This window comes from Actinomyces wuliandei (genome assembly GCF_004010955.1).
Classification (GTDB): Bacteria; Actinomycetota; Actinomycetes; order Actinomycetales; family Actinomycetaceae; genus Actinomyces; species Actinomyces wuliandei.
Genome location: NZ_CP025227.1, coordinates 1,695,151 through 1,714,189, shown reverse-complemented (window position 1 = coordinate 1,714,189; position 19,039 = coordinate 1,695,151). Strand labels below are relative to the sequence as shown.

Here is a 19,039-nt window from a genome sequence, read left to right as displayed (position 1 = left end):
CACCCGCACACGCCCTGGGCAAGGGTGACAGCAGTAACCAGGCCTGGGGCGCGCGCTACGCCCAGGCGGTGATGAACACCTTCGGCGTGCCGGGGCGGGTCCTGGTCCGGGGGCAGGGGACCTCGGTGTGGGACGCCGACGGCACGCGGTACACGGACATGCTGGCCGGCATCGCTGTCAACTGCCTGGGCCACGCCCACCCCGCGATCGTCCAGGCGGTCAGTGACCAGCTCAGCACGCTGGGGCACGTGTCGAACTTCTTCACCACCCCGGCCCAGGTGCGTCTGGCTGAGGAGCTGTGCTCCCTGGTCTTCCCCCAGGAGGGGCAGGACGCACGAGTCTTCCTGTCCAGCTCCGGTACCGAGGCCAACGAGGCGGCTCTCAAGATCGCCCGCAGGCACGGGGGCCCGGCCCGGTCCAGGGTGCTGGCTCTGGAGAGCGCCTTCCACGGCAGGACGATGGGAGCCCTGGCCCTGACGCACAAGGCGGCTTACCGTGAGCCCTTCGAGCCCCTGCCGGGGGGTGTGGAGTTCCTGCCTGTCGGCGACGTGGAGGCCCTGCAGCAGGCTATAGGGCCTGACGTCGCTGCGGTCTTTGTCGAGCCCGTCCAGGGCGAGGCCGGGGTTCGCGAGCTGCCCAGCGGCTACCTGGAGGCCGTCCGCAGTCTCACGACACAGGCAGGTGCCCTGATGGTCCTTGACGAGGTCCAGTCGGGGATGGGGCGTACCGGGGCGTGGATGGCGCATCACCTTGTGGCCCCGGGCGTCGTTCCTGACGTGGTGACTCTTGCCAAGGGGCTGGGTGGGGGCATCCCGGTGGGTGCTGTGGTGGCCCGTGGGGAGGCCGCCTCCCTCCTGGGACCGGGGCAGCACGGCACCACCTTCGGGGGCAACCCGGTTGCCTGCGCCGCAGCCCTGGCCGTGATCGCCACGATCCGTGAGGAGAGGCTGCTGGAGCACGTCAGCGCGCTGGGAGCGCAGTGGGCGGCACAGCTGGCCACGGTTCCCGGTGTCAGTGAGGTGAGGGGACGTGGCCTCCTTCTGGGCGTGGGTCTGGCAGAGGGGCTCGGCCCGGCTGGTGAGGTCGCTGAGGCCCTTGCCGGGGAGGGGTTCATCGTGAACGCACCGCGCCCCGACACCATCCGTCTGGCCCCGCCCTTTGTCGTCTCCCAGGAGGAGACGAGCGCCTTGACCACGGCCCTGGCCAGGGTCCTGGCCTCGCGGAGGGAGGAGGGCTGGTGAGCAGCGTCGCCGCGAGCGAGGGCACCGGTGGTGACCAGCCTGGGGCGGTTCCCGGGACAAAAGCTGCCCGGCACGTGCTGATCGCCCAGATCCTCTCCCGGTCGTGGATCCGGTCGCAGGCGGAGCTGCGTGACGCCCTGGCGGCGCGGGGTGTCAGCGCCACCCAGGCCACCCTGTCTCGTGACCTGGTCGAGCTGAGAGCGACCAAGGTGCGCTCGGCGACCGGGGTGCCGGTCTACTCGCTTCCCGAGGTGGGGGCACCGGGGCAGGTCGCGGTGGTCGGCAGCCGCAGCTCGGACTCTGACTCCCTGTCCGACTACGTGACCGCCCGCCTGGCACGGTGGTGCGCGGACCTGCTGGTTGCTGCCGAGTTCTCCGGCAGCCAGGTGGTGCTGCGCACCCCTGCAGGCGCTGCCCAGCTGCTGGCTGGCGCTGTTGACGACGCGATGATGCCCGGGGTGCTGGGGTGCATTGCCGGTGACGACACGGTGCTGGTGATTACCCGCAGCGAGCAGGACTCTGCCGGGCTTGTCGCCCTGCTGCTGTCCCTGGCGGAGCCGGCTTCCCGACGATAGGCCGGGCGCTCCTGCCCGGCACCTGGGCTGGTGCCTCCTGCGGGTCTCCCGCTGGTGTCACGCACCGCCGTCCTCGCCTGCTGAAAGGCTGCCCTCCCCTCCTGACTTCTACTTCTTTCCTGCTCTCGTTACTGTCCGCACTGTCTCCAAGGAGGTTTCCCATGAGCACTAGCACGGACCGTGTCGTCCTGGCCTACTCCGGTGGCCTGGACACCTCGGTGGCTATTGGATGGATTGCGGAGCGGACCCGACGAGAGGTTGTTGCCGTCTGTGTGGACGTTGGCCAGGGAGGCGAGGACCTTGGGGTCGTGCGTCAGCGGGCACTGGACTGCGGTGCTGCTGAGGCCTATGTGGCTGACGCCCGTGAGGAGTTCGTCAACGACTACTGTGTGCCAGCACTCAAGGCCAATGCCTTGTACGAGGGCCGCTATCCTCTGGTGTCTGCCTTGTCCCGGCCTCTGATCGCGCGGCACCTGGTCAGGGCGGCGCGGGAGTTCGGTGCTCAGACCGTGGCTCACGGCTGTACCGGTAAGGGAAATGACCAGGTGCGGTTCGAGGTCTCGATCACCTCGATGGCGCCTGACATGGACTGCCTGTCCCCGGTGCGAGACCTGGCGTTGACCCGGGACGTGGCTATCGGCTACGCGGAGGAGCACTCCTTGCCGATCGAGACCACGAGGCACAACCCGTTCTCTATCGACCAGAACGTCTGGGGCCGTGCCATTGAGACCGGGTTCCTGGAGGACCTGTGGAACGCTCCGACCAAGGACGTCTACGTCTACACCGACGACCCCACCTACCCGCCGCTGCCCGACGAGGTCGTCATCACCTTTGAGCAGGGGGTCCCGGTCGCGCTGGACGGCCGGTCCGTCACGCCGCTGGAGGCTGTCCAGGAGCTCAACCGACGTGCGGGCGCCCAGGGGGTTGGGCGTATTGACATGGTGGAGGACCGGCTGGTGGGCATCAAGTCCCGCGAGATCTACGAGGCGCCTGGGGCGGTTACGCTGATCGAGGCGCACCAGGCCCTGGAGGCTGTCACCCTGGAGCGTGAGCAGCGGCGCTACAAGAGACAGATGGAGCAGGCCTGGAGCGACCTGGTCTACGAGGCGCAGTGGTACTCCCCGCTCAAGCGCTCCATGGACGCCTTTATCGAGGACACCCAGCGCTACGTCTGCGGTGACATCCGCATGGTCCTGCACGGGGGACGTGCGACGGTGACCGGACGCAGGACGCAGACGGGCCTGTACGATTTCGGCCTAGCGACCTATGACACCGGCGACACCTTCGACCAGTCCTCGTCGCGGGGCTTCATCAAGATCTACGGGCTCCAGTCCCGTCTCGCGGCCGCACGGGACCTGCGGTCGGGTCACGCCGAGGCCTTCTAGGGCCTGTTAGTGAGACCTGCTACGAGGACCTGCCAGGGAGGACCGGGGGGTGGGCCTCGTGCGCCGCAGCGCGCGGTGTCGGGCCGCCCCCCCGGCTTTCAGGGTGCTCGTACTCGTCAGGAGCGGGTAGCCTCCGGCTCCTGGCTGCCCTCCGCCTGTGCTGCTGGCTGGGCGGCTGCGTGACGGCGCAGCCAGCGGGAGTCGTCGTTGGCGTAGGCGTAGTAGGCGCCGATGAGCAGCCCGCCACCCACAAAGTTGCCCAGCAGCGCGACGGCGACGTTCCCCAGGGCGAGGGGGACCTCGATCCCGTGCGTCACACCCACCACGGTGAACAGGACCGTGTTGGCCACCGAGTGCTCCAGGCCGAGGAAGGCGAAGACGAACACCGCCATGATCATCGAGAAGATCTTGGACCAGTCCTCGTGGATGAAGCCGTTGTAGATGAGCAGCATCGCCAGGTTGATCATGAAGTTGCACAGGATCGCCCGTACCAGGAGGTCACCGATCCCGCTGGCGGAGGACAGGTAGGCGAGCTTGGTCTCCACGGAGTGCACCGCCTGGTCCCCGGTACTGCCACCCAGCAGGGAGGAGAAGTGGTAGAGCAGGGCGAACACCACGCCGCCCAGGAAGTTGCCCAGCAGGCACATGCCCAGGACTCTCAGCCCTCTCCACCAGGAGATCCTGCGGTAGTACCCGCCGATGACCACCACCATCATGTTGGAGGTCAGCAGCTCAGAGCGCGTGTAGTAGATGAACACCAGCGCCGGCCCGAAGCACAGGGCACCGAGGACACGTCCCACCCCAGCCAGGGACGTGCCACCCACGGTCAGCTCGTCGAAGGTCCCCACGACCGCGTAGTTGACCACATAGAACACCGCCACGATCATCCCGGCCATGGCGGCCCGCATGAGGTAGCGGTGGGCGATCGTCCCGGTCATCCGGGTCTTGGTGTCAAGTGCCTCCAGGACGGTGGAGATGAACTGCTTTCCGGGGAACAGGGGATTTGAGGACGTGTCAGCCAGTGTGTCAGCCATGGCGCCTATGCTGTCACGACGCGTGCGGGTGAGGCCTCCTCGCGGCAGGCGGGTGCCGGCCACGTCGGCTACGAGGCTGGTACGCCAGGCAAGACGGCTTGCGCCGCGACGGGGGCCGGGCCGGGTACTGGCTCCACGCGCGGCGATGGACCATGATGGTGCCATGAGCACCGAGGAGCCCCGTCGGCCAGAGCCAGAGCCTGCGCCTGCCGGGGTCGGCAGCCTGTGGGGCGGGCGCTTCTCCGGCTCCCCGGCCCAGGCCCTGGCCACGCTGAGCGTGTCAACACACTTCGACTGGCGTCTAGCCCGCTACGACCTCGCGGGCTCACGGGCGCACGCTCGCGCCCTGCACCGGGCGGGACTCCTTGACGACGACCAGCTCCACGGGATGCTGGACGCACTGGACCGCCTGGAGGACGACGTCGCCTCCGGTCGCTTCTGCCCGCTGCCTTCCGACGAGGACGTCCACACCGCCCTGGAGCGTGGACTCGTCGAGCGGGCAGGGGCCGACCTGGGAGGGCGTCTGCGGGCCGGGCGCTCCCGCAACGACCAGATCGCCACCTTGGTCCGCATGTACCTGCGCGACCAGGCGCGTCACCTGGCCGGTCTCGTGCTTGACGTCGTCGATGCGCTCATTGACCAGGCTGCCGATGCCCAGGACCGCGTCATGCCGGGGCGCACCCACATGCAGCACGCCCAGCCGGTGCTCGTGGCCCACCAGCTGCTGGCGCACGCCTGGCCGCTGATGCGCGACGTGGAGCGGCTGGAGGACTGGGACGCGCGTGCGGCCGTGAGCCCCTACGGGTCGGGGGCGCTTGCTGGCAGCGCCCTGGGCCTGGACCCCGACATCGTTGCTGCCGAGCTGGGGTTTGACGCCGCAGTGGACAACTCCATCGACGGCACCAGCGCGCGTGACGTCGTGGCGGAGATGTCCTTTGTCCTGGCCATGACCGCCGTGGACCTGTCGCGCCTGAGCGAGGAGGTCATTATCTGGGCCACCAGGGAGTTCGGGTTCGTCGCTCTCGATGACGCCTATGCGACGGGCTCGTCGATCATGCCGCAGAAGAAGAACCCTGATGCCGCCGAGCTGGCCCGGGGCAAGGCGGGACGGCTCATCGGAGACCTGGCGGGCCTCATGGCCACCCTCAAGGCCCTTCCCCTGGCCTACAACCGTGACCTGCAGGAGGACAAGGAGCCGGTCTTTGACGCGGTCGACACCCTGGACGTTCTTCTGCCTGCGATAACGGGCATGGTGCGCACGATGGCGCTGGACTACCGGCGTATGGCCGAGCTGGCGCCGCAGGGCTTCTCCCTGGCGACCGATGTCGCCGACTGGCTGGTCAAGCAGGGTGTGCCCTTCCGGCAGGCTCATGAGGTGGCTGGCGCCTGTGTGCGCGCCTGTGAGCAGCGCGGTTGCGAGCTGTGGGACCTCAGCGAGGAGGACCTGCAGGGTATCGACCCCCGCCTGGGGCCGGGTGTGCGGGAGGTCCTGTCCGTGGAGGGCTCGGTAGCAGCCAGGTCCGCCCACGGCGGGACGGCGCCGGTGCGTGTGGTTGAGCAGCTGGCCCGGGCGGTGGAGCGCAGCGCCGGGCTGCGGGTCTTTGCCTGGGAGGGCACCCTTGCGTGGCAGGCGGATAGGCCGGGGGGGAGATAGCGTGGGGAGCGCCTCTGGCTCAGGCAGACTGGCGCTGCCGACGCAGGTCCGTGACCTTCTTGAACACGACCCTGTGGAGGTAGCTGCTCGTCTTCTGGGTTCGGTCATTACCTCGTCTACCTCACGGGGGGCGGTCAGCGTCCGGCTCACAGAGGTCGAGGCCTACCGGGGTGAAGAGGACCCCGGATCACACGCCTACAGGGGGAGGACGCCCCGCAACGCCTCAATGTTCAAGGCTGCCGGGCACGTCTACGTGTACTTCACCTACGGCATGCACCACTGCTTCAACCTCGTCTGCGGCCCGGCGGGCCAGGCCCGTGCCGTCCTTCTGCGCGGGGGAGAGGTCGCTGGCGGGCATGCCCTGGCCCGGATGCGTCGGCCTGCTGCCCGCACGGATCGTGACCTGGCGCGTGGGCCAGCGCGCTTATGCGCCGCCCTTGGCCTGACCCGTGATGATGACGGGACCTGCCTGGGTCCGCCCGGGTCGCACCTGCACCTGCTGCTGCCCACGAGCCAGGACCAGCCGGCCGTCGAGCGGATTCGTCGTGGGCCGCGCACGGGCGTGTCCGGCCCTGGCGGGGACGGCTCTGTCTTTCCCTGGCGGCTGTGGATCGAGGGCGAGCCCACCGTCTCGCCCTACAGGCCCGCCCGGCCACAGCCGCGCAGGAGGGGCTGATGGGCGGCTCGACGCGCCCGTTCCCTGAGAGCTACTGGAACCACAACGCCGCCTTCCACGGCGAGCTAGTGGCAGACGCGGCGAGGCGGGGCGGGCGCGCCCTGGACGTCGGCTGTGGTGAGGGCCTGCTCGTGGAGAGGCTCTCTGCGGTGTGCGACGAGGTCGTCGGGATCGAGGTGGATCCTGCCAGCCTAGAGCGGGCCCGTGCCCGTGTGTCCGGGATCGGCAAGGCTGCGGTCTCGCAGACCGATATCATGGATCCTGGTGCCGTTGACAGGCTCGGGCAGTTCGCTACCGTGACGTGCGTGGCGGTGCTGCACCACCTTCCGCTGGAGGAGGGGATGGAACGCCTGGCCGCGCTGGTGGCCCCGGGGGGCAGGCTCCTCGTTATCGGGCTGGCCGCCAGAAAGTCCGTGGCGGACTGGGTTCTGGATCTCCTGGGCGTGGTGCCGATTCGTTGTGCGAGCCTGTGGCACCATGAGATCCTCGACATCGGTGTGCCTACGGCACCGGCACGCGAGTCGTTGCGCCACATCCGCGCCATAGCGCGGCGTACCCTGCCTGGCGCTCGTGTACGGCGGCGGTTCTACTGGCGCTACTCAATGGTGTGGGACCGGCCGGATCGGCAGCAGTGGTGACGGCGGCGGCGACCGGGATGGCTGGATCGTCCCCGCTACCGGCCCGCGACATCCTGAGAGCCCTGGGTGCCGAGCTGGGGGAGGCTCCGGCCTGGCTAGCGCAGTCGCCTTTCGAGTACGTGTGCGGGATCGTCCTGGTGCAGAACACGGCCTGGACGAACGTCGAGCGCGCGTTGGCGCTGTTGCGTGAGGCGACTGGCTTCGACCCCGAGCGCCTGCTCTGCCTGTCCGACACCGAGCTGACCGCGCTGATCCGTCCTGTCGGTTTCATGCGGGCAAAGTCCCGGGCACTGCGCGGCTATGCCGCGTGGATGCTCTCGCCAGCGGGCCAGGCAGCCTGGGGCCTGGATGACGACGCGCTTCGGTCTGTGCTGCTGGCCCTGCCCGGCATCGGACCGGAGAGCGCTGATGTCGTCGCCCTCATGGTCTTCGGTCGGCGTCGCTTCATCTTTGACACCTACGGGCGGCGGCTTCTGCAGCAGGCCGGGTACGATGTCGGCCGCGACTACGAGACCACCAGAAGGGCACTGGAGACAACCATTGGTGCCGAGCACCTGACCCACGCCGAGCTGGTGGCCCTGCACGGGCTTGTCATCAAGGCGGGGCAGTGTGCCCGTGCTGCTGGCGGCTGGGAAGTCTACGGACCCAGGATCGGTATCGGCGTGTCCTCGTCGTGAGGGTGGTACCACCGGTACGCGCTAGACGGGCCTGCGGCTGTGCGGGGCGTGGCAGACTAGCCCGCGCCGGGCAGTCGGCCCGACCCCGGACGACGAGTGCCGGGAGCACCTATGGAAGGCGACAGGACCGTGACCGACATCCTCGACGAGCTGCAGTGGCGGGGCCTGGTCGCCCAGCACACCGACCTTGAGGCGCTACGCAGGGCGCTGGCGGAGGGGCCGGTGACCTTCTACTGCGGGTTCGACCCGACGGCCGCAAGCCTCCACCACGGGCACCTGGTTGCAGTCAAGGTCATGCGTCACCTGCAGATGGCGGGGCACAGGCCGCTGGCTCTGGTCGGCGGGGCGACCGGTCTGATCGGAGACCCGCGTGCCAAAGGGGAGCGCTCGCTCAATACCAGGGAGGTCGTGAGCCAGTGGGCGCAGAGCCTGCAGGCCCAGCTAGAGCACCTCCTCGACTTCGACGGCGACGCCCCAGCCCGCATCGTCAACAACCTGGATTGGACGGCCGACCTGAGCGCTATCGACCTTCTGAGGGACCTGGGCAAGCACTTCCGCCTGGGCACGATGCTGTCCAAGGACATCGTCGCCCGGAGGCTGGCCAGTGAGGAGGGCATCTCCTACACCGAGTTCAGCTACCAGGTGCTTCAGGCCAACGACTACCTCGAGCTGTACCGCCGCCACGGGTGCACCCTGGAGGTGGGGGGAAACGACCAGTGGGGCAACTTGGTAGGAGGCATGGACCTGATCCACAAGGTTGAGGGCGCCTCGGTCCACGTCATGACCAACCCGCTTGTGACCAAGGCAGACGGCACCAAGTTCGGCAAGACCGAGGGCGGGGCGGTGTGGCTGGACCCGCAGCTCATGTCGCCCTACGCCTTCTACCAGTTCTGGCTCCAGGTGGGCGACGCCGACGTCGTGCGCTTTCTCAAGGTGTTCACCTTCCTGGACAGGGAGGAGATTGAGCGCCTGGAGGAGGCCACCAGGCAGCGGCCGGAGGATCGGCAGGCGCAGAAGGTCCTCGCCAGGGAGGTGACTCGATGGGTGCACGGGGCGGAGGCCCTGGCCCAGGCTGAGGCCGCGACGCAGGCCCTGTGGGGAAGAGGTGACCTTTGGGGGCTGGACGAGGCTGCTGTCACGGCCGCGACGGCAGACCTTCCTTCGGGCGAGCTTGTCGTCGGCAGGACGACGGTCGTGGACCTGCTGGTCAGTACCTCCTTGGAGAAGGGGCGTTCGGCCGCACGGCGCACGGTTGCCGCCGGCGGCGCCTACCTCAACAACACCAAGGTCGTTGACGAGGACCGTGCGATCACCCGAGAGGACCTGCTGGCCGGAGGACGCGTCCTGGTCCGCAAGGGACGACGGCACCTGGGAGTGGGAGTGGCCGCTCCCGGTGCCCGGTGAGGTTACTATATGTAACGACTGTCACTCCGATGCGGTTTGACGTCATGGGTGGCTGCGAGTAGCGTAGTCCAAGGTTCAAGGCGGTGAACGTGAAGCAGGGCTTGCAGCGCAAGTTAACTTCAGTTGTCCGGATGAACCACGGCGGTCTGTCGCCTTCGCGAGGGAAGTAAAGGATAGTCCTGATCTGATCTTCCTGACCCGGATGTGTATGGTCTGTCGGCGCTTGTGGGCAGTCAGATGCGTGAGCAGTCTGTGTGTCCAGTGGGTGTGTTGGTTTGAGATCTCGATAGTGTGTCTTGTTTTCTTTTATGCCTGTGTGGGTGGGGCTGTTGTGGTCTGCTGCGCGTGTGTGTGTGGTGGGCTGTGGTGGTTCTGCCTGGTTTGTTGTGCTGCGTGTGGGGCTGCCTGTGTGGGTGGTCGTGCGCGTGGTTGTTCTTGTTTTTTTTGGAGAGTTTGATCCTGGCTCAGGACGAACGCTGGCGGCGTGCCTAACACATGCAAGTCGTACGGGCTGCGCCTGCTTTTTTGGTGGGTGTGGTCAGTGGCGAACGGGTGAGTAACACGTGAGCAACCTGCCCTCCTCTCCTGGATAACCTCATGAAAGTGGGGCTAATACGGGGTGTGCTCGTGCTGGTCGCATGGCTGGTGCGGGATAGGGCCTGCCTTGGGTGGGTCTGGTGGGGGATGGGCTCGCGGCCTATCAGCTTGTTGGTGGGGTGAGGGCCTACCAAGGCGGTGACGGGTAGCCGGCCTGAGAGGGTGGGCGGCCACACTGGGACTGAGACACGGCCCAGACTCCTGCGGGAGGCAGCAGTGGGGGATATTGCACAATGGGCGCAAGCCTGATGCAGCGACGCCGCGTGAGGGACGGAGGCCTTCGGGTCGTGAACCTCTTTCGCCAGCGGAGAAGGTCCTGCCCGTGTGGTGGGGCTGACGGTAGCTGGGTAAGAAGCGCCGGCTAACTACGTGCCAGCAGCCGCGGTAATACGTAGGGCGCTAGCGTTGTCCGGAGTTACTGGGCGTAAAGGGCTTGTAGGCGGCTGGTCGCGCCTGCCGTGAAATGCCCCGGCTCAACCGGGGGAGTGCGGTGGGTACGGGCCGGCTTGAGTGCGGTAGGGGAGGCCGGAACTCCTGGTGTAGCGGTGGAATGCGCAGATATCAGGAGGAACACCGGTGGCGAAGGCGGGTCTCTGGGCCGTTACTGACGCTGAGGAGCGAAAGCGTGGGGAGCGAACAGGATTAGATACCCTGGTAGTCCACGCCGTAAACGTTGGGCACTAGGTGTGGGAGCTCTTTTCCGGGGCGCCCGCGCCGCAGCTAACGCATTAAGTGCCCCGCCTGGGGAGTACGGCCGCAAGGCTAAAACTCAAAGGAATTGACGGGGGCCCGCACAAGCGGCGGAGCATGCGGATTAATTCGATGCAACGCGAAGAACCTTACCAGGGCTTGACATGTGGGCGCGGGCCGCGGAGACGTGGTCTTCTCCTGCCCCGCTTTTTTGGTGGGGTGGGGGGTGCCCTCACAGGTGGTGCATGGTTGTCGTCAGCTCGTGTCGTGAGATGTTGGGTTAAGTCCCGCAACGAGCGCAACCCCTGTCCCGTGTTGCCAGCACGTGGTGGTGGGGACTCTCGGGAGACTGCCGGGGTCAACTCGGAGGAGGGTGGGGACGACGTCAAATCATCATGCCCCTTATGTCCTGGGCTTCACGCATGCTACAATGGCCGGTACAGAGGGCTGCGGTGCCGTGAGGCGGAGCGAATCCCTTAAAGCCGGTCTCAGTTCGGATCGGTGTCTGCAACTCGACACCGTGAAGCCGGAGTCGCTAGTAATCGCAGATCAGCACTGCTGCGGTGAATACGTTCTCGGGCCTTGTACACACCGCCCGTCACGTCATGAAAGCCGGTGACGCCCGAAGCCCGTGGCCCTACGGGGAGCGGTCGAAGGCGGGGCTGGTGATTGGGACGAAGTCGTAACAAGGTAGCCGTACCGGAAGGTGCGGCTGGATCACCTCCTTTCTAGGGAGTTGTGGTGGCTGCCTGCTGGGTGCCTGGTCCTGGGCCTGTGGTGGTCTGGGGGTGGCTGGTGGGTGGTCCGTGCGGGTGTGGGAGGGGACGGCTGCTGTCCTGGTCCTTGTTGTTGGGGGCTGGGGGTGGTGGTTGCTGCTGGCTGCTGGGGCCTCGTGCTGTGGTGCGGGGTGCTGGGGTGGTGGCGGGGCACGCTGTCGGGTTCTGGGGCCTGTGCGTCCTGGTGGCCTGGTCCTGGCTGGTGCGCGCGTGCGCGTGTGGTGGCTGGGGCGTGGGTGGGGTGGTTGTGAACTGTATAGCGGGCGCGAGCGTCGGGCTGCCGTGCTGTGCCTCCTGGTTGTTCCCCTGGCGTTGTTTGTTGGGGGTTCGTGGTCCTTGGGTGGGCCGGTGGGGGGCTGGTGTGGTGGCCTGTCGTGGTGTTGATTTTCGCCGCCCGCGCGCGCGTGTCCTGGCTGGCCTGGGTGGTTCCTGGGTGGTGGGGCGTGTGGGTGCGGGTGGTGTGGTGTGTTCTTTGTGTGCTGTGTTGTGGTGTGCTTGTTTGTGTGGGCGCTCGGTGGATGCCTTGGCACCAGGGGCCGATGAAGGACGTGGTGGCCTGCGATAAGCCTCGGGGAGCCGGCTGGCGGGCTGTGATCCGGGGGTTTCCGAATGGGGGGACCTGGCACGAGCTGTGTCGTGCCACCCGTGGCCGGGGCGTGTGCCCGGGTCGTGGGGGGTGACGCGGGGAAGTGAAACATCTCAGTACCCGCAGGAGAGGATATTCCGTGAGTAGTGGCGAGCGAAAGCGGAGGAGGGCCAAACCGTGCGCGTGCGTGGACCCGGCAGGGGCTGCGCGTGCGGGGTTGTGGGGCCTGGCCGTGGCTCTTCTGCCGGAGGGCCGCGTGGTGCTCGTGCTGGCAGCCGAGTCCTCTGGGAAGGGGAGGCGTAGAGGGTGAGACCCCCGTAGGTGAAGCCGGCTGGGCGCGCGTGGGCTGGGTTCCCGTGGTAGCACGGGGTCCGTGGAGTCCTGTGTGAGTCTGCCAAGACCGCTTGGCTGCCTGAATACCTCCTGGTGACCGATAGCGGAGCAGTACCGTGAGGGAATGGTGAAAAGTACCCCGGGAGGGGAGTGAAAGAGTACCTGAAACCGGGCGCCTGCGAGCCGTCAGAGCCTCCTGCCGGTGTGGTGGGGGGTGGTGGCGTGCCTTTTGAAGAATGAGCCTGCGAGTCAGTGGCGTGTCGCGAGGTTAACCCGTGGGGGGCAGCCGTAGCGAGAGCGAGTCCTGTCAGGGGCGGTTCAGTGGCGCGTCGTGGACCCGAAGCGGGGTGATCTACCCATGGCCAGGCTGAGGCGCGTGTAAGAGCGCGTGGAGGGCCGCACCCACCTGGGTTGAAAACCGGGGGGATGAGCTGTGGGTAGGGGTGAAAGGCCAATCAGACTCCGTGATAGCTGGTTCTCCCCGAAATGCATTTTGGTGCAGCGTCGCGTGGTTCCCGGCGGAGGTAGAGCGACTGGGTGGCTGATGGGCCCCACAGGGTTACTGAGGTCAGCCAAACTCCGAATGCCGTCGGGGTGGAGCGTGGCAGTGAGACCGCGGGGGATAAGCTCCGTGGTCGAGAGGGAAACAGCCCGGACCGCCGGCTAAGGCCCCTAAGCGCGCGCTAAGTGGGAAAGGATGTGCGGCCGCGCAGACAACCAGGAGGTTGGCTTAGAAGCAGCCATCCTCGAAGGAGTGCGTAACAGCTCACTGGTCAAGTGGTCGTGCGCCGACAATGTAGCGGGGCTCAAGCGCGCCGCCGAAGCCGCGGGCCCGTCGCGTGTCCCTGGCTGTCCTGCCTGTGGGTGGGGTGGTCCCAAGGGGTGGCGGGTGGTAGGGGAGCGTCCCGCACGGGGTGAAGCCCCGGGGTGACCCAGGGGTGGACGGTGCGGGAGTGAGGATGCAGGCATGAGTAGCGATACTAGGGTGGGAAGCCCTAGCGCCGAATGACCAAGGGTTCCAGGGCCAGGCTAGTCCGCCCTGGGTGAGTCGGGGCCTAAGGCGAGGCCGACAGGCGTAGTCGATGGATGACGGGTTGACATTCCCGTACCGGCTGGGTACCGACCGTGCTGACGCGCGGGTGCTGACCTGTCCTCGTGGTGGTCTCCTGGCGGCCTGTGGCCGTGGGGGGGCCTGGGGGCGGGGACCCTCCGTGCTGGTAGGCAAGCGTGTTAACAGGGGTGACGCACAGTGGTAGCCTCCGCGGGCCTGATGGCTTGGCCCGTCCAAGCGCGCAGCCTGTCCCCCAGGCAAATCCGGGGGGCGGTCCTCCTGCCCGTTTGGGGTGGGGGGGCGGTGGTGAGGCGTGATGGTGACCCTGCCCGGTGGGGTGGGGGAAGCAGGGTGATCCTGGGGTGCCGAGAAAAGCCTCGACGCGATGGTGCCGGCCGCCCGTACCCTATACCGACACAGGTGGTCGGGCAGAGCATGCCTAGGCGCACGAGTGATTCATGGTCAAGGAACTCGGCAAAGTGCCCCCGTAACCTCGGGAGAAGGGGGGCCCGGGCCCTGAGGCCCCGCGCGGGCTAGGGGTGAGGGCCGCAGAGACCAGGGAGAAGCGACTGTTTACTAAAAACACAGGTCCGTGCGAAGCCGCAAGGCGAGGTATACGGACTGACGCCTGCCCGGTGCTGGAAGGTCAAGAGGAGCCCTCAGCCCCCTCATCGTGTGGGGGTGAAGGGGCGAGTCCAAGCCCCAGTGAACGGCGGTGGTAACTATAACCATCCTAAGGTAGCGAAATTCCTTGTCGGGTAAGTTCCGACCTGCACGAATGGCGTAACGACTTCTCCGCTGTCTCGACCATGAGCTCGGCGAAATTGCACTACGAGTAAAGATGCTCGTTTCGCGCAGAAGGACGGAAAGACCCCGGGACCTTTACTGCAGCTTGGTATTGGCGCCCGCCCCGGCCTGTGCAGGATAGGTGGGAGGCTGTGACCCCCGCGCGCCAGCGTGGTGGTGAGCCGTTGTTGGGATACCACCCTGGCCGTGGCGTGCGCCTGAACCTCGGTCCGTGACCCGGGCCAGGGACAGTGCCTGGTGGGTAGTTTAACTGGGGCGGTTGCCTCCTAAAGGGTAACGGAGGCGCTCAAGGGTCCCCTCAGCCTGGTCGGCAACCAGGTGGTGAGTGCAAGCGCACAAGGGGGCCTGACTGCGAGACCGACGGGTCGGGCAGGTACGAAAGTAGGAGCTAGTGATCCGGCGGCCCCGTGCGGGTGGGCCGTCGCTCAACGGATAAAAGGTACCCCGGGGATAACAGGCTGATCCTGCCCAAGAGTCCATATCGACGGCATGGTTTGGCACCTCGATGTCGGCTCGTCGCATCCTGGGGCTGGAGCAGGTCCCAAGGGTTGGGCTGTTCGCCCATTAAAGCGGTACGCGAGCTGGGTTTAGAACGTCGTGAGACAGTTCGGTCCCTATCCTCTGCGCGCGCAGGAGACCTGAGAGGGCCTGTCCCTAGTACGAGAGGACCGGGACGGACGAACCTCTGGTGTGCCAGTTGTCCCGCCAGGGGCACGGCTGGTTGGCCACGTTCGGGACGGGTAACCGCTGAAGGCATCTAAGCGGGAAACCAGCCTCAAGACGAGGTCTCCACCACCTTGCGGGGTGGGAAGGCCCCCAGCAGACCACTGGGTGGATAGGCCGGAGGTGGAAGCGGGGTGACCCGTGGAGCCGACCGGTACTAACAGGCCGACACAAGCACCCACACGCGCAGCCTCACGTGCTGGTGCGCCAGCCAGGAGCACGCACTGGTGCCACCACGACGACAGACCCCCCCACTGTGGGGGGCGCGCCCGCTGTACGGTCCATGACCACCCCACCCCACCACCCCCCTCACACACACAGAGGGGTGGGTGGGTGGCTGCCAGGCACCCACCCACCCCCCAGAAGGGGGGGTGGGGGTCCCGGACCACGTCTCGGTGGTCACAGCGGCAGGGTCACGCCCGGTCCCATCCCGAACCCGGAAGCTAAGCCTGCCAGCGCCGATGGTACTGTCCCCGCCAGGGGACGGGAGAGCAGGACACCACCGAGCACACACCACACCCCACCCCCCGCACAGAAGCAAGACAGGCGGGGGGTGGGGGCAGCCCACACCCCACCCACAACAAGAAGAGAGCAGGGAGGCCTCAGCACTAAAGGCGAGGCACAGGTGCAAGGAGATTGCGTTACTAACTATGCTCGGCCAAGGGATCTGGTGATGATTGACGCTGACGGAGGTCAGCGCTCCGGTGGCGAGTCGGGTACTGTGGGTTCACAGCGACACGGCTTTGGTCCGCGTTGGAACCATGATTCCGACGGACCTGGGCTGGCTGAGACTACAGGGCGAGGACGCCGGAGCAGTTTCGGCTCTGTGGCTGACGGTGAGCGCAGCAGTAGCCATCGACCTGGAGACGGGCGGTTGACGTCGCACCGGGAGGGATCTGGTACCTCGGGTAAAAGAAGTCGGGGTCATAGGGATAGTTCTGGGCGCCGTTCTCCCCAGAGGCGTAAGGCGCCCGATCTTCCTGACTCGGTATCTTCTTCGGACCTTGAGCGCGGTGCTCTGAGACAGTTGCGGCCGTTGGGACGACTTAACGCAGACAAGGTTGCTCGACACCTAGTCATGGTCCAGCACCTGCTCGACGAGGACCCACAGGCTGCCTACAGGCATGCGCGCTACGCTGCTGACAGCGCTGGCCGTATCGCGGTGGTGCGGGAGACTGCTGCGGTAGCGGCCTACCTGTCAGGGCACTATGCGGAGGCGCTGCGCGACATCCGGACGGCGAGGCGGTTGTCCGGGTACGACCTCCATCGTGCTATCGAGGCTGACTGTGAACGGGCGCTGGGTCACTACGACAAGGCTCTCAGGGCGGCTCACGAGGCTGATCCCCGACAGCTTGACGATGTTGAACGCGCAGAGTTGGCAATGGTTGTGTCTGGGGTCCGTCATGAGATGGGACAGGCAGAGCTGGGCCTGGTTGTTATCGAGGACGCTATTCGTTCTGCTCCCAGAAGCCCTGACATCTTACGACGGCTGCACTCAGTACGCGCGGACCGGCTGGAAGGACTTGGCCGCGGTGCCGAGGCAGAGGTTGTTCGTCAGCGTATTGCTGCTTACGACCTGAGCCACCTGGAGGAGCCGGTCGAGGTTTTTGATATTGAGGACGACTACAACGAGGAGACCGGCTCCTGTGGGGCGGTGCCTGCCTCGCAGGACAAGCTGTGCCAGGATGCCTCTGACGTTCCTGGTGACTCGTCCGAGGGGCAGGACAAGACCTTTGAGCAGCGAGTCCAGGAAGAGGCCGCCGGGCTTCTGACTGGCTTAGGCCACCACGACGACGGCGGTCCCGATGACAGTGTCCGGGACAAGGGCGGTTGTCACGACGATGCGTCCCGGGACGAAGGAGTCGGTGCTCATGAGTGACGCCGGGAGTGGAGTTGCCGCCAGGACGGTACCAGCGGAGCCCGCAAGACTGCTAGGAAGCAGCAGGCCCTTGTGCGAGGTCTACGATGTGGCGCTCCTCGACCTCGACGGCGTGTGCTTCGCGGGGGAATCCCGCATCCTGCACGCAGCCACCTCGGTCAACGCGGCGCGTGACAGCGGTATGACCTTGTCGTTCGTCACCAACAATGCCTCCCGGCCCCCACAGGAAGTTGTCGATAAGCTGGAGGCCAACGGGATCAGGGCGCGTCCCTCGGAGGTGTTCACGGCCGCCATGGACGGTGCGGCGCTGCTGCGTGAGCACGTCCCCCAAGGGTCCACCGTACTGGTCGTCGGCGGGGAGGGGGTACGTCAGGCCCTGGTTGAGGCCGGGTACGTCACGACGCGCACGGCGCGGGACCGACCGGTGGCGGTCCTCCAGGGGTGGGACTCATCCGTCGACTGGGCAATGCTGTCCGAGGCCGCCTATGCTGTCGATCAGGGAGCGCTGCACGTGGCCACCAATCGTGACGCCACGCTTCCGACGGAGCGGGGCTTCGCCCTGGGAAACGGCAGTCTTGTAGCCGCTGTCGTCTCAGCTACGGGTAGGCACCCGCTGGTGGGCGGCAAGCCCCATGCCGGCATCTATCGGAGGGCTCTGGCGCACTCGGGAGGCACAGCTCCCCTGGCAGTGGGTGACAGGCTGGACACGGACCTTACTGGTGCGCGCCAGGCCTCCGTCCCTGGCCTCCACGTCCTCACTGGGGTGTCGGATGCCCGGGACGTTATTCTGGCCCCGTCGTCGGCGCGCCCAAGTTTTTTGCACACGGACTTGCGTGGCCTGGTCCAGCGGCACCCTGAGGCGGTGCGGCTCGCAGGACAGGACACAGTCTGGTGGCAGGTGGGAGTGTGGCGCGCCTGCGTACGTGCCAGCCAGCTGGTGCTGGACACCGTGGGCCCGCTGGGTGGCGACTCCGTCCGGGTAAGCCTTGACGCCTACCGTGCTCTCGCCTGTGCTGCCTGGGAGTGGACGGACTCCCAGGAGCCTGGGGACGCGCCGGGACTCGCAGTCCCTCGTATCGACGTCGAGGCCTCCTCGTCGTAGACAGTATGACAACGGATATCTCTATTGTGAGCAGCAGACCATGAGTAGTGGTTCCACGGGGTCGGCCCGCCCGGTTGGTACGCCCCCGGCGACACAGGCCCGCGATGACAGTGCCCTGCCTCCTGCTGGTGATCTCCTGGAGGACGAGAAACGCCTCGCCCAGATCGCCCAGATGGATCCGCAGGAGCAGGTCCCGGCCCTGGCGGGGCTCTACGACCGTCTCTCTCGCATGCTTCGGGAGACTGAGGACTGAGCGTGGCTCGCCTCATCCGCATCGACTCCGAGCTGGTTCGGCGTGGTCTGGCTCGTTCCCGTGACCACGCCGCGACGCTGGTGACCAGCGGGCAGGTCAGTGTTGACGGCATCGTGGTGACCAAGCCGGCGCGGCAGGTCAGCCCGGCCCAGGCTCTCCAGGTTGCTCCCCCTGACGGTGACCGGTACACCTATGTCTCCCGGGGAGCCCACAAGCTGGAGGGGGCTCTTGACGCCCTCGCCGCGCGGGGCCTCGCGCCCGGCGTCGAGGGACGCCGCTGTCTGGACGCCGGGGCGTCGACTGGGGGCTTCACCGACGTCCTGCTGCGCCGTGGGGCTGAGCACGTTGTCGCCGTCGACGTCGGTTACGGCCAGCTGGCCTGGTCACTGCGGACGCATCCGCGCGTGACAGTGCTGGAGCGCACGAACGTGCGCACGCTCGACCCCCGGCTCGTCGCTCCTGCGCCCGGGCTCGTCGTTGCTGACCTGTCCTTCATATCGCTGACTCTGGTCCTGGAGCCCCTGGCGCGGGCAGCCTCGTCCGGTGCCGACCTGCTGCTCATGGTCAAGCCCCAGTTCGAGGTCGGAAAGAAGCGGGTGGGACGCAACGGTGTCGTGCGTGATCCTCGGCTGCATGTTGAGACGGTGCTTGAGGTGGCCCACCACGCACACAGCCTTGGGCTGGGCACTGACGCCGTGACAGCCTCGCCCCTGCCTGGCCCCGCTGGCAACGTGGAGTACTTTGTGAGCATGCACGCTGCCGGGGCACCACACCATGAGAACCTGACTGGGGCGCGCCTGCGCGCTGAGACTGAGCGAGCCGTCCAGGAAGGGCCGGCGGGAGCGGGGCGGCCTGCTGGCCGTGGCGGTGACGACGGGAGGACCCTGTCGTGAGCGGCGCCAGCCCCTGGGTCGGGGCGGTACGTGCCGAGGACTGCGGTGGGTGTGACGTTGGCTCC

At 67.0% G+C, this 19,039-nt stretch carries 13 protein-coding genes and 3 rRNA genes; 15 read left to right on the top strand and 1 reads right to left on the bottom strand.

Annotated features, from left to right (window positions below; genetic code table 11):
* Positions 1–14: 14 nt before the first annotated feature.
* The 3 genes from CWS50_RS07065 (at position 15) to CWS50_RS07055 (ending at position 3,201) form a co-directional block, all read left to right on the top strand.
* Complete coding sequence (locus tag CWS50_RS07065; protein ID WP_243118533.1) at positions 15–1,241, top strand: acetylornithine transaminase; 1,227 nt, start codon at positions 15–17, stop codon at positions 1,239–1,241.
* A complete protein-coding gene (locus tag CWS50_RS07060; protein ID WP_127842216.1) occupies positions 1,235–1,816 on the top strand; it encodes an arginine repressor in 582 nt (193 codons plus the stop codon). Before CWS50_RS07065 ends, CWS50_RS07060 begins: the two co-directional genes overlap by 7 nt.
* Before the next feature lie 161 nt (positions 1,817–1,977).
* Complete coding sequence (locus tag CWS50_RS07055; protein WP_127842215.1) at positions 1,978–3,201, top strand: argininosuccinate synthase; 1,224 nt, start codon at positions 1,978–1,980, stop codon at positions 3,199–3,201.
* Positions 3,202–3,317: 116 nt separating this feature from the next.
* On the opposite strand, the gene CWS50_RS07050 is transcribed toward CWS50_RS07055, so the two are convergent.
* A complete protein-coding gene (locus CWS50_RS07050; RefSeq protein ID WP_127842214.1) occupies positions 3,318–4,235 on the bottom strand; it encodes a formate/nitrite transporter family protein in 918 nt (305 codons plus the stop codon).
* A 163-nt stretch (positions 4,236–4,398) separates the two neighbouring features.
* Here CWS50_RS07050 and argH point away from each other — a divergent pair, with 163 nt between their 5' ends.
* The 12 genes from argH to CWS50_RS06990 all read left to right on the top strand — a co-directional run bounded on the left by argH (position 4,399) and on the right by CWS50_RS06990 (position 18,974).
* Positions 4,399–5,889 carry an argininosuccinate lyase gene (argH, locus tag CWS50_RS07045; RefSeq protein WP_127842213.1) on the top strand — a complete coding sequence of 497 codons (1,491 nt, stop codon included), beginning with the start codon at positions 4,399–4,401 and terminating at the stop codon, positions 5,887–5,889.
* A 1-nt stretch (position 5,890) separates the two neighbouring features.
* A complete protein-coding gene (locus CWS50_RS07040) occupies positions 5,891–6,565 on the top strand; it encodes a DNA-3-methyladenine glycosylase (RefSeq protein WP_127842212.1) in 675 nt (224 codons plus the stop codon).
* Positions 6,565–7,203, top strand: a complete 639-nt coding sequence (locus CWS50_RS07035) for a class I SAM-dependent methyltransferase (protein WP_127842211.1) — start codon at positions 6,565–6,567, stop codon at positions 7,201–7,203. The genes CWS50_RS07040 and CWS50_RS07035 overlap by 1 nt, the downstream gene beginning before the upstream one ends.
* A 17-nt stretch (positions 7,204–7,220) precedes the next feature.
* Positions 7,221–7,880, top strand: a complete 660-nt coding sequence (locus tag CWS50_RS07030; protein WP_127842210.1) for a base excision DNA repair protein — start codon at positions 7,221–7,223, stop codon at positions 7,878–7,880.
* Between the two features lie 129 nt (positions 7,881–8,009).
* Positions 8,010–9,284: a tyrosine--tRNA ligase gene (gene tyrS / locus CWS50_RS07025; RefSeq protein WP_127843320.1), complete on the top strand. Its 1,275-nt coding sequence runs from the start codon at positions 8,010–8,012 to the stop codon at positions 9,282–9,284.
* Positions 9,285–9,725: 441 nt separating this feature from the next.
* Positions 9,726–11,299, top strand: a 16S ribosomal RNA gene (locus tag CWS50_RS07020).
* Between the two features lie 539 nt (positions 11,300–11,838).
* Positions 11,839–15,027, top strand: a 23S ribosomal RNA gene (locus CWS50_RS07015).
* A gap of 211 nt (positions 15,028–15,238) precedes the next feature.
* Positions 15,239–15,355, top strand: a 5S ribosomal RNA gene (gene rrf, locus CWS50_RS07010).
* Together the 16S, 23S and 5S rRNA genes form the textbook arrangement of a ribosomal RNA operon.
* A 570-nt stretch (positions 15,356–15,925) precedes the next feature.
* A complete protein-coding gene (locus tag CWS50_RS07005) occupies positions 15,926–16,726 on the top strand; it encodes a tetratricopeptide repeat protein (protein WP_243118216.1) in 801 nt (266 codons plus the stop codon).
* Positions 16,719–17,828: an HAD-IIA family hydrolase gene (locus tag CWS50_RS07000; RefSeq protein WP_127842209.1), complete on the top strand. Its 1,110-nt coding sequence runs from the start codon at positions 16,719–16,721 to the stop codon at positions 17,826–17,828. Before CWS50_RS07005 ends, CWS50_RS07000 begins: the two co-directional genes overlap by 8 nt.
* Positions 17,829–17,868: 40 nt before the next feature.
* The gene (locus tag CWS50_RS06995) at positions 17,869–18,081 is read left to right on the top strand and encodes a hypothetical protein (RefSeq protein ID WP_127842208.1); all 213 of its coding nucleotides are present in this window, start codon (positions 17,869–17,871) and stop codon (positions 18,079–18,081) included.
* A 2-nt stretch (positions 18,082–18,083) separates the two neighbouring features.
* Positions 18,084–18,974 carry a TlyA family RNA methyltransferase gene (locus CWS50_RS06990; protein ID WP_127842207.1) on the top strand — a complete coding sequence of 297 codons (891 nt, stop codon included), beginning with the start codon at positions 18,084–18,086 and terminating at the stop codon, positions 18,972–18,974.
* Positions 18,975–19,039: the final 65 nt, after the last annotated feature.

Coding starts and splice junctions, on each gene's coding strand:
- CWS50_RS07055 (WP_127842215.1), top strand. CDS start 1,978: ATGAGCACTAGCACGGACCGTGTCGTCCTGGCCTACTCCGGTGGCCTG.
- CWS50_RS07050 (WP_127842214.1), bottom strand. CDS start 4,235: ATGGCTGACACACTGGCTGACACGTCCTCAAATCCCCTGTTCCCCGGA.
- argH (WP_127842213.1), top strand. CDS start 4,399: ATGAGCACCGAGGAGCCCCGTCGGCCAGAGCCAGAGCCTGCGCCTGCC.
- CWS50_RS07035 (WP_127842211.1), top strand. CDS start 6,565: ATGGGCGGCTCGACGCGCCCGTTCCCTGAGAGCTACTGGAACCACAAC.
- CWS50_RS07030 (WP_127842210.1), top strand. CDS start 7,221: ATGGCTGGATCGTCCCCGCTACCGGCCCGCGACATCCTGAGAGCCCTG.
- CWS50_RS07005 (WP_243118216.1), top strand. CDS start 15,926: ATGGTCCAGCACCTGCTCGACGAGGACCCACAGGCTGCCTACAGGCAT.
- CWS50_RS07000 (WP_127842209.1), top strand. CDS start 16,719: ATGAGTGACGCCGGGAGTGGAGTTGCCGCCAGGACGGTACCAGCGGAG.
- CWS50_RS06995 (WP_127842208.1), top strand. CDS start 17,869: ATGAGTAGTGGTTCCACGGGGTCGGCCCGCCCGGTTGGTACGCCCCCG.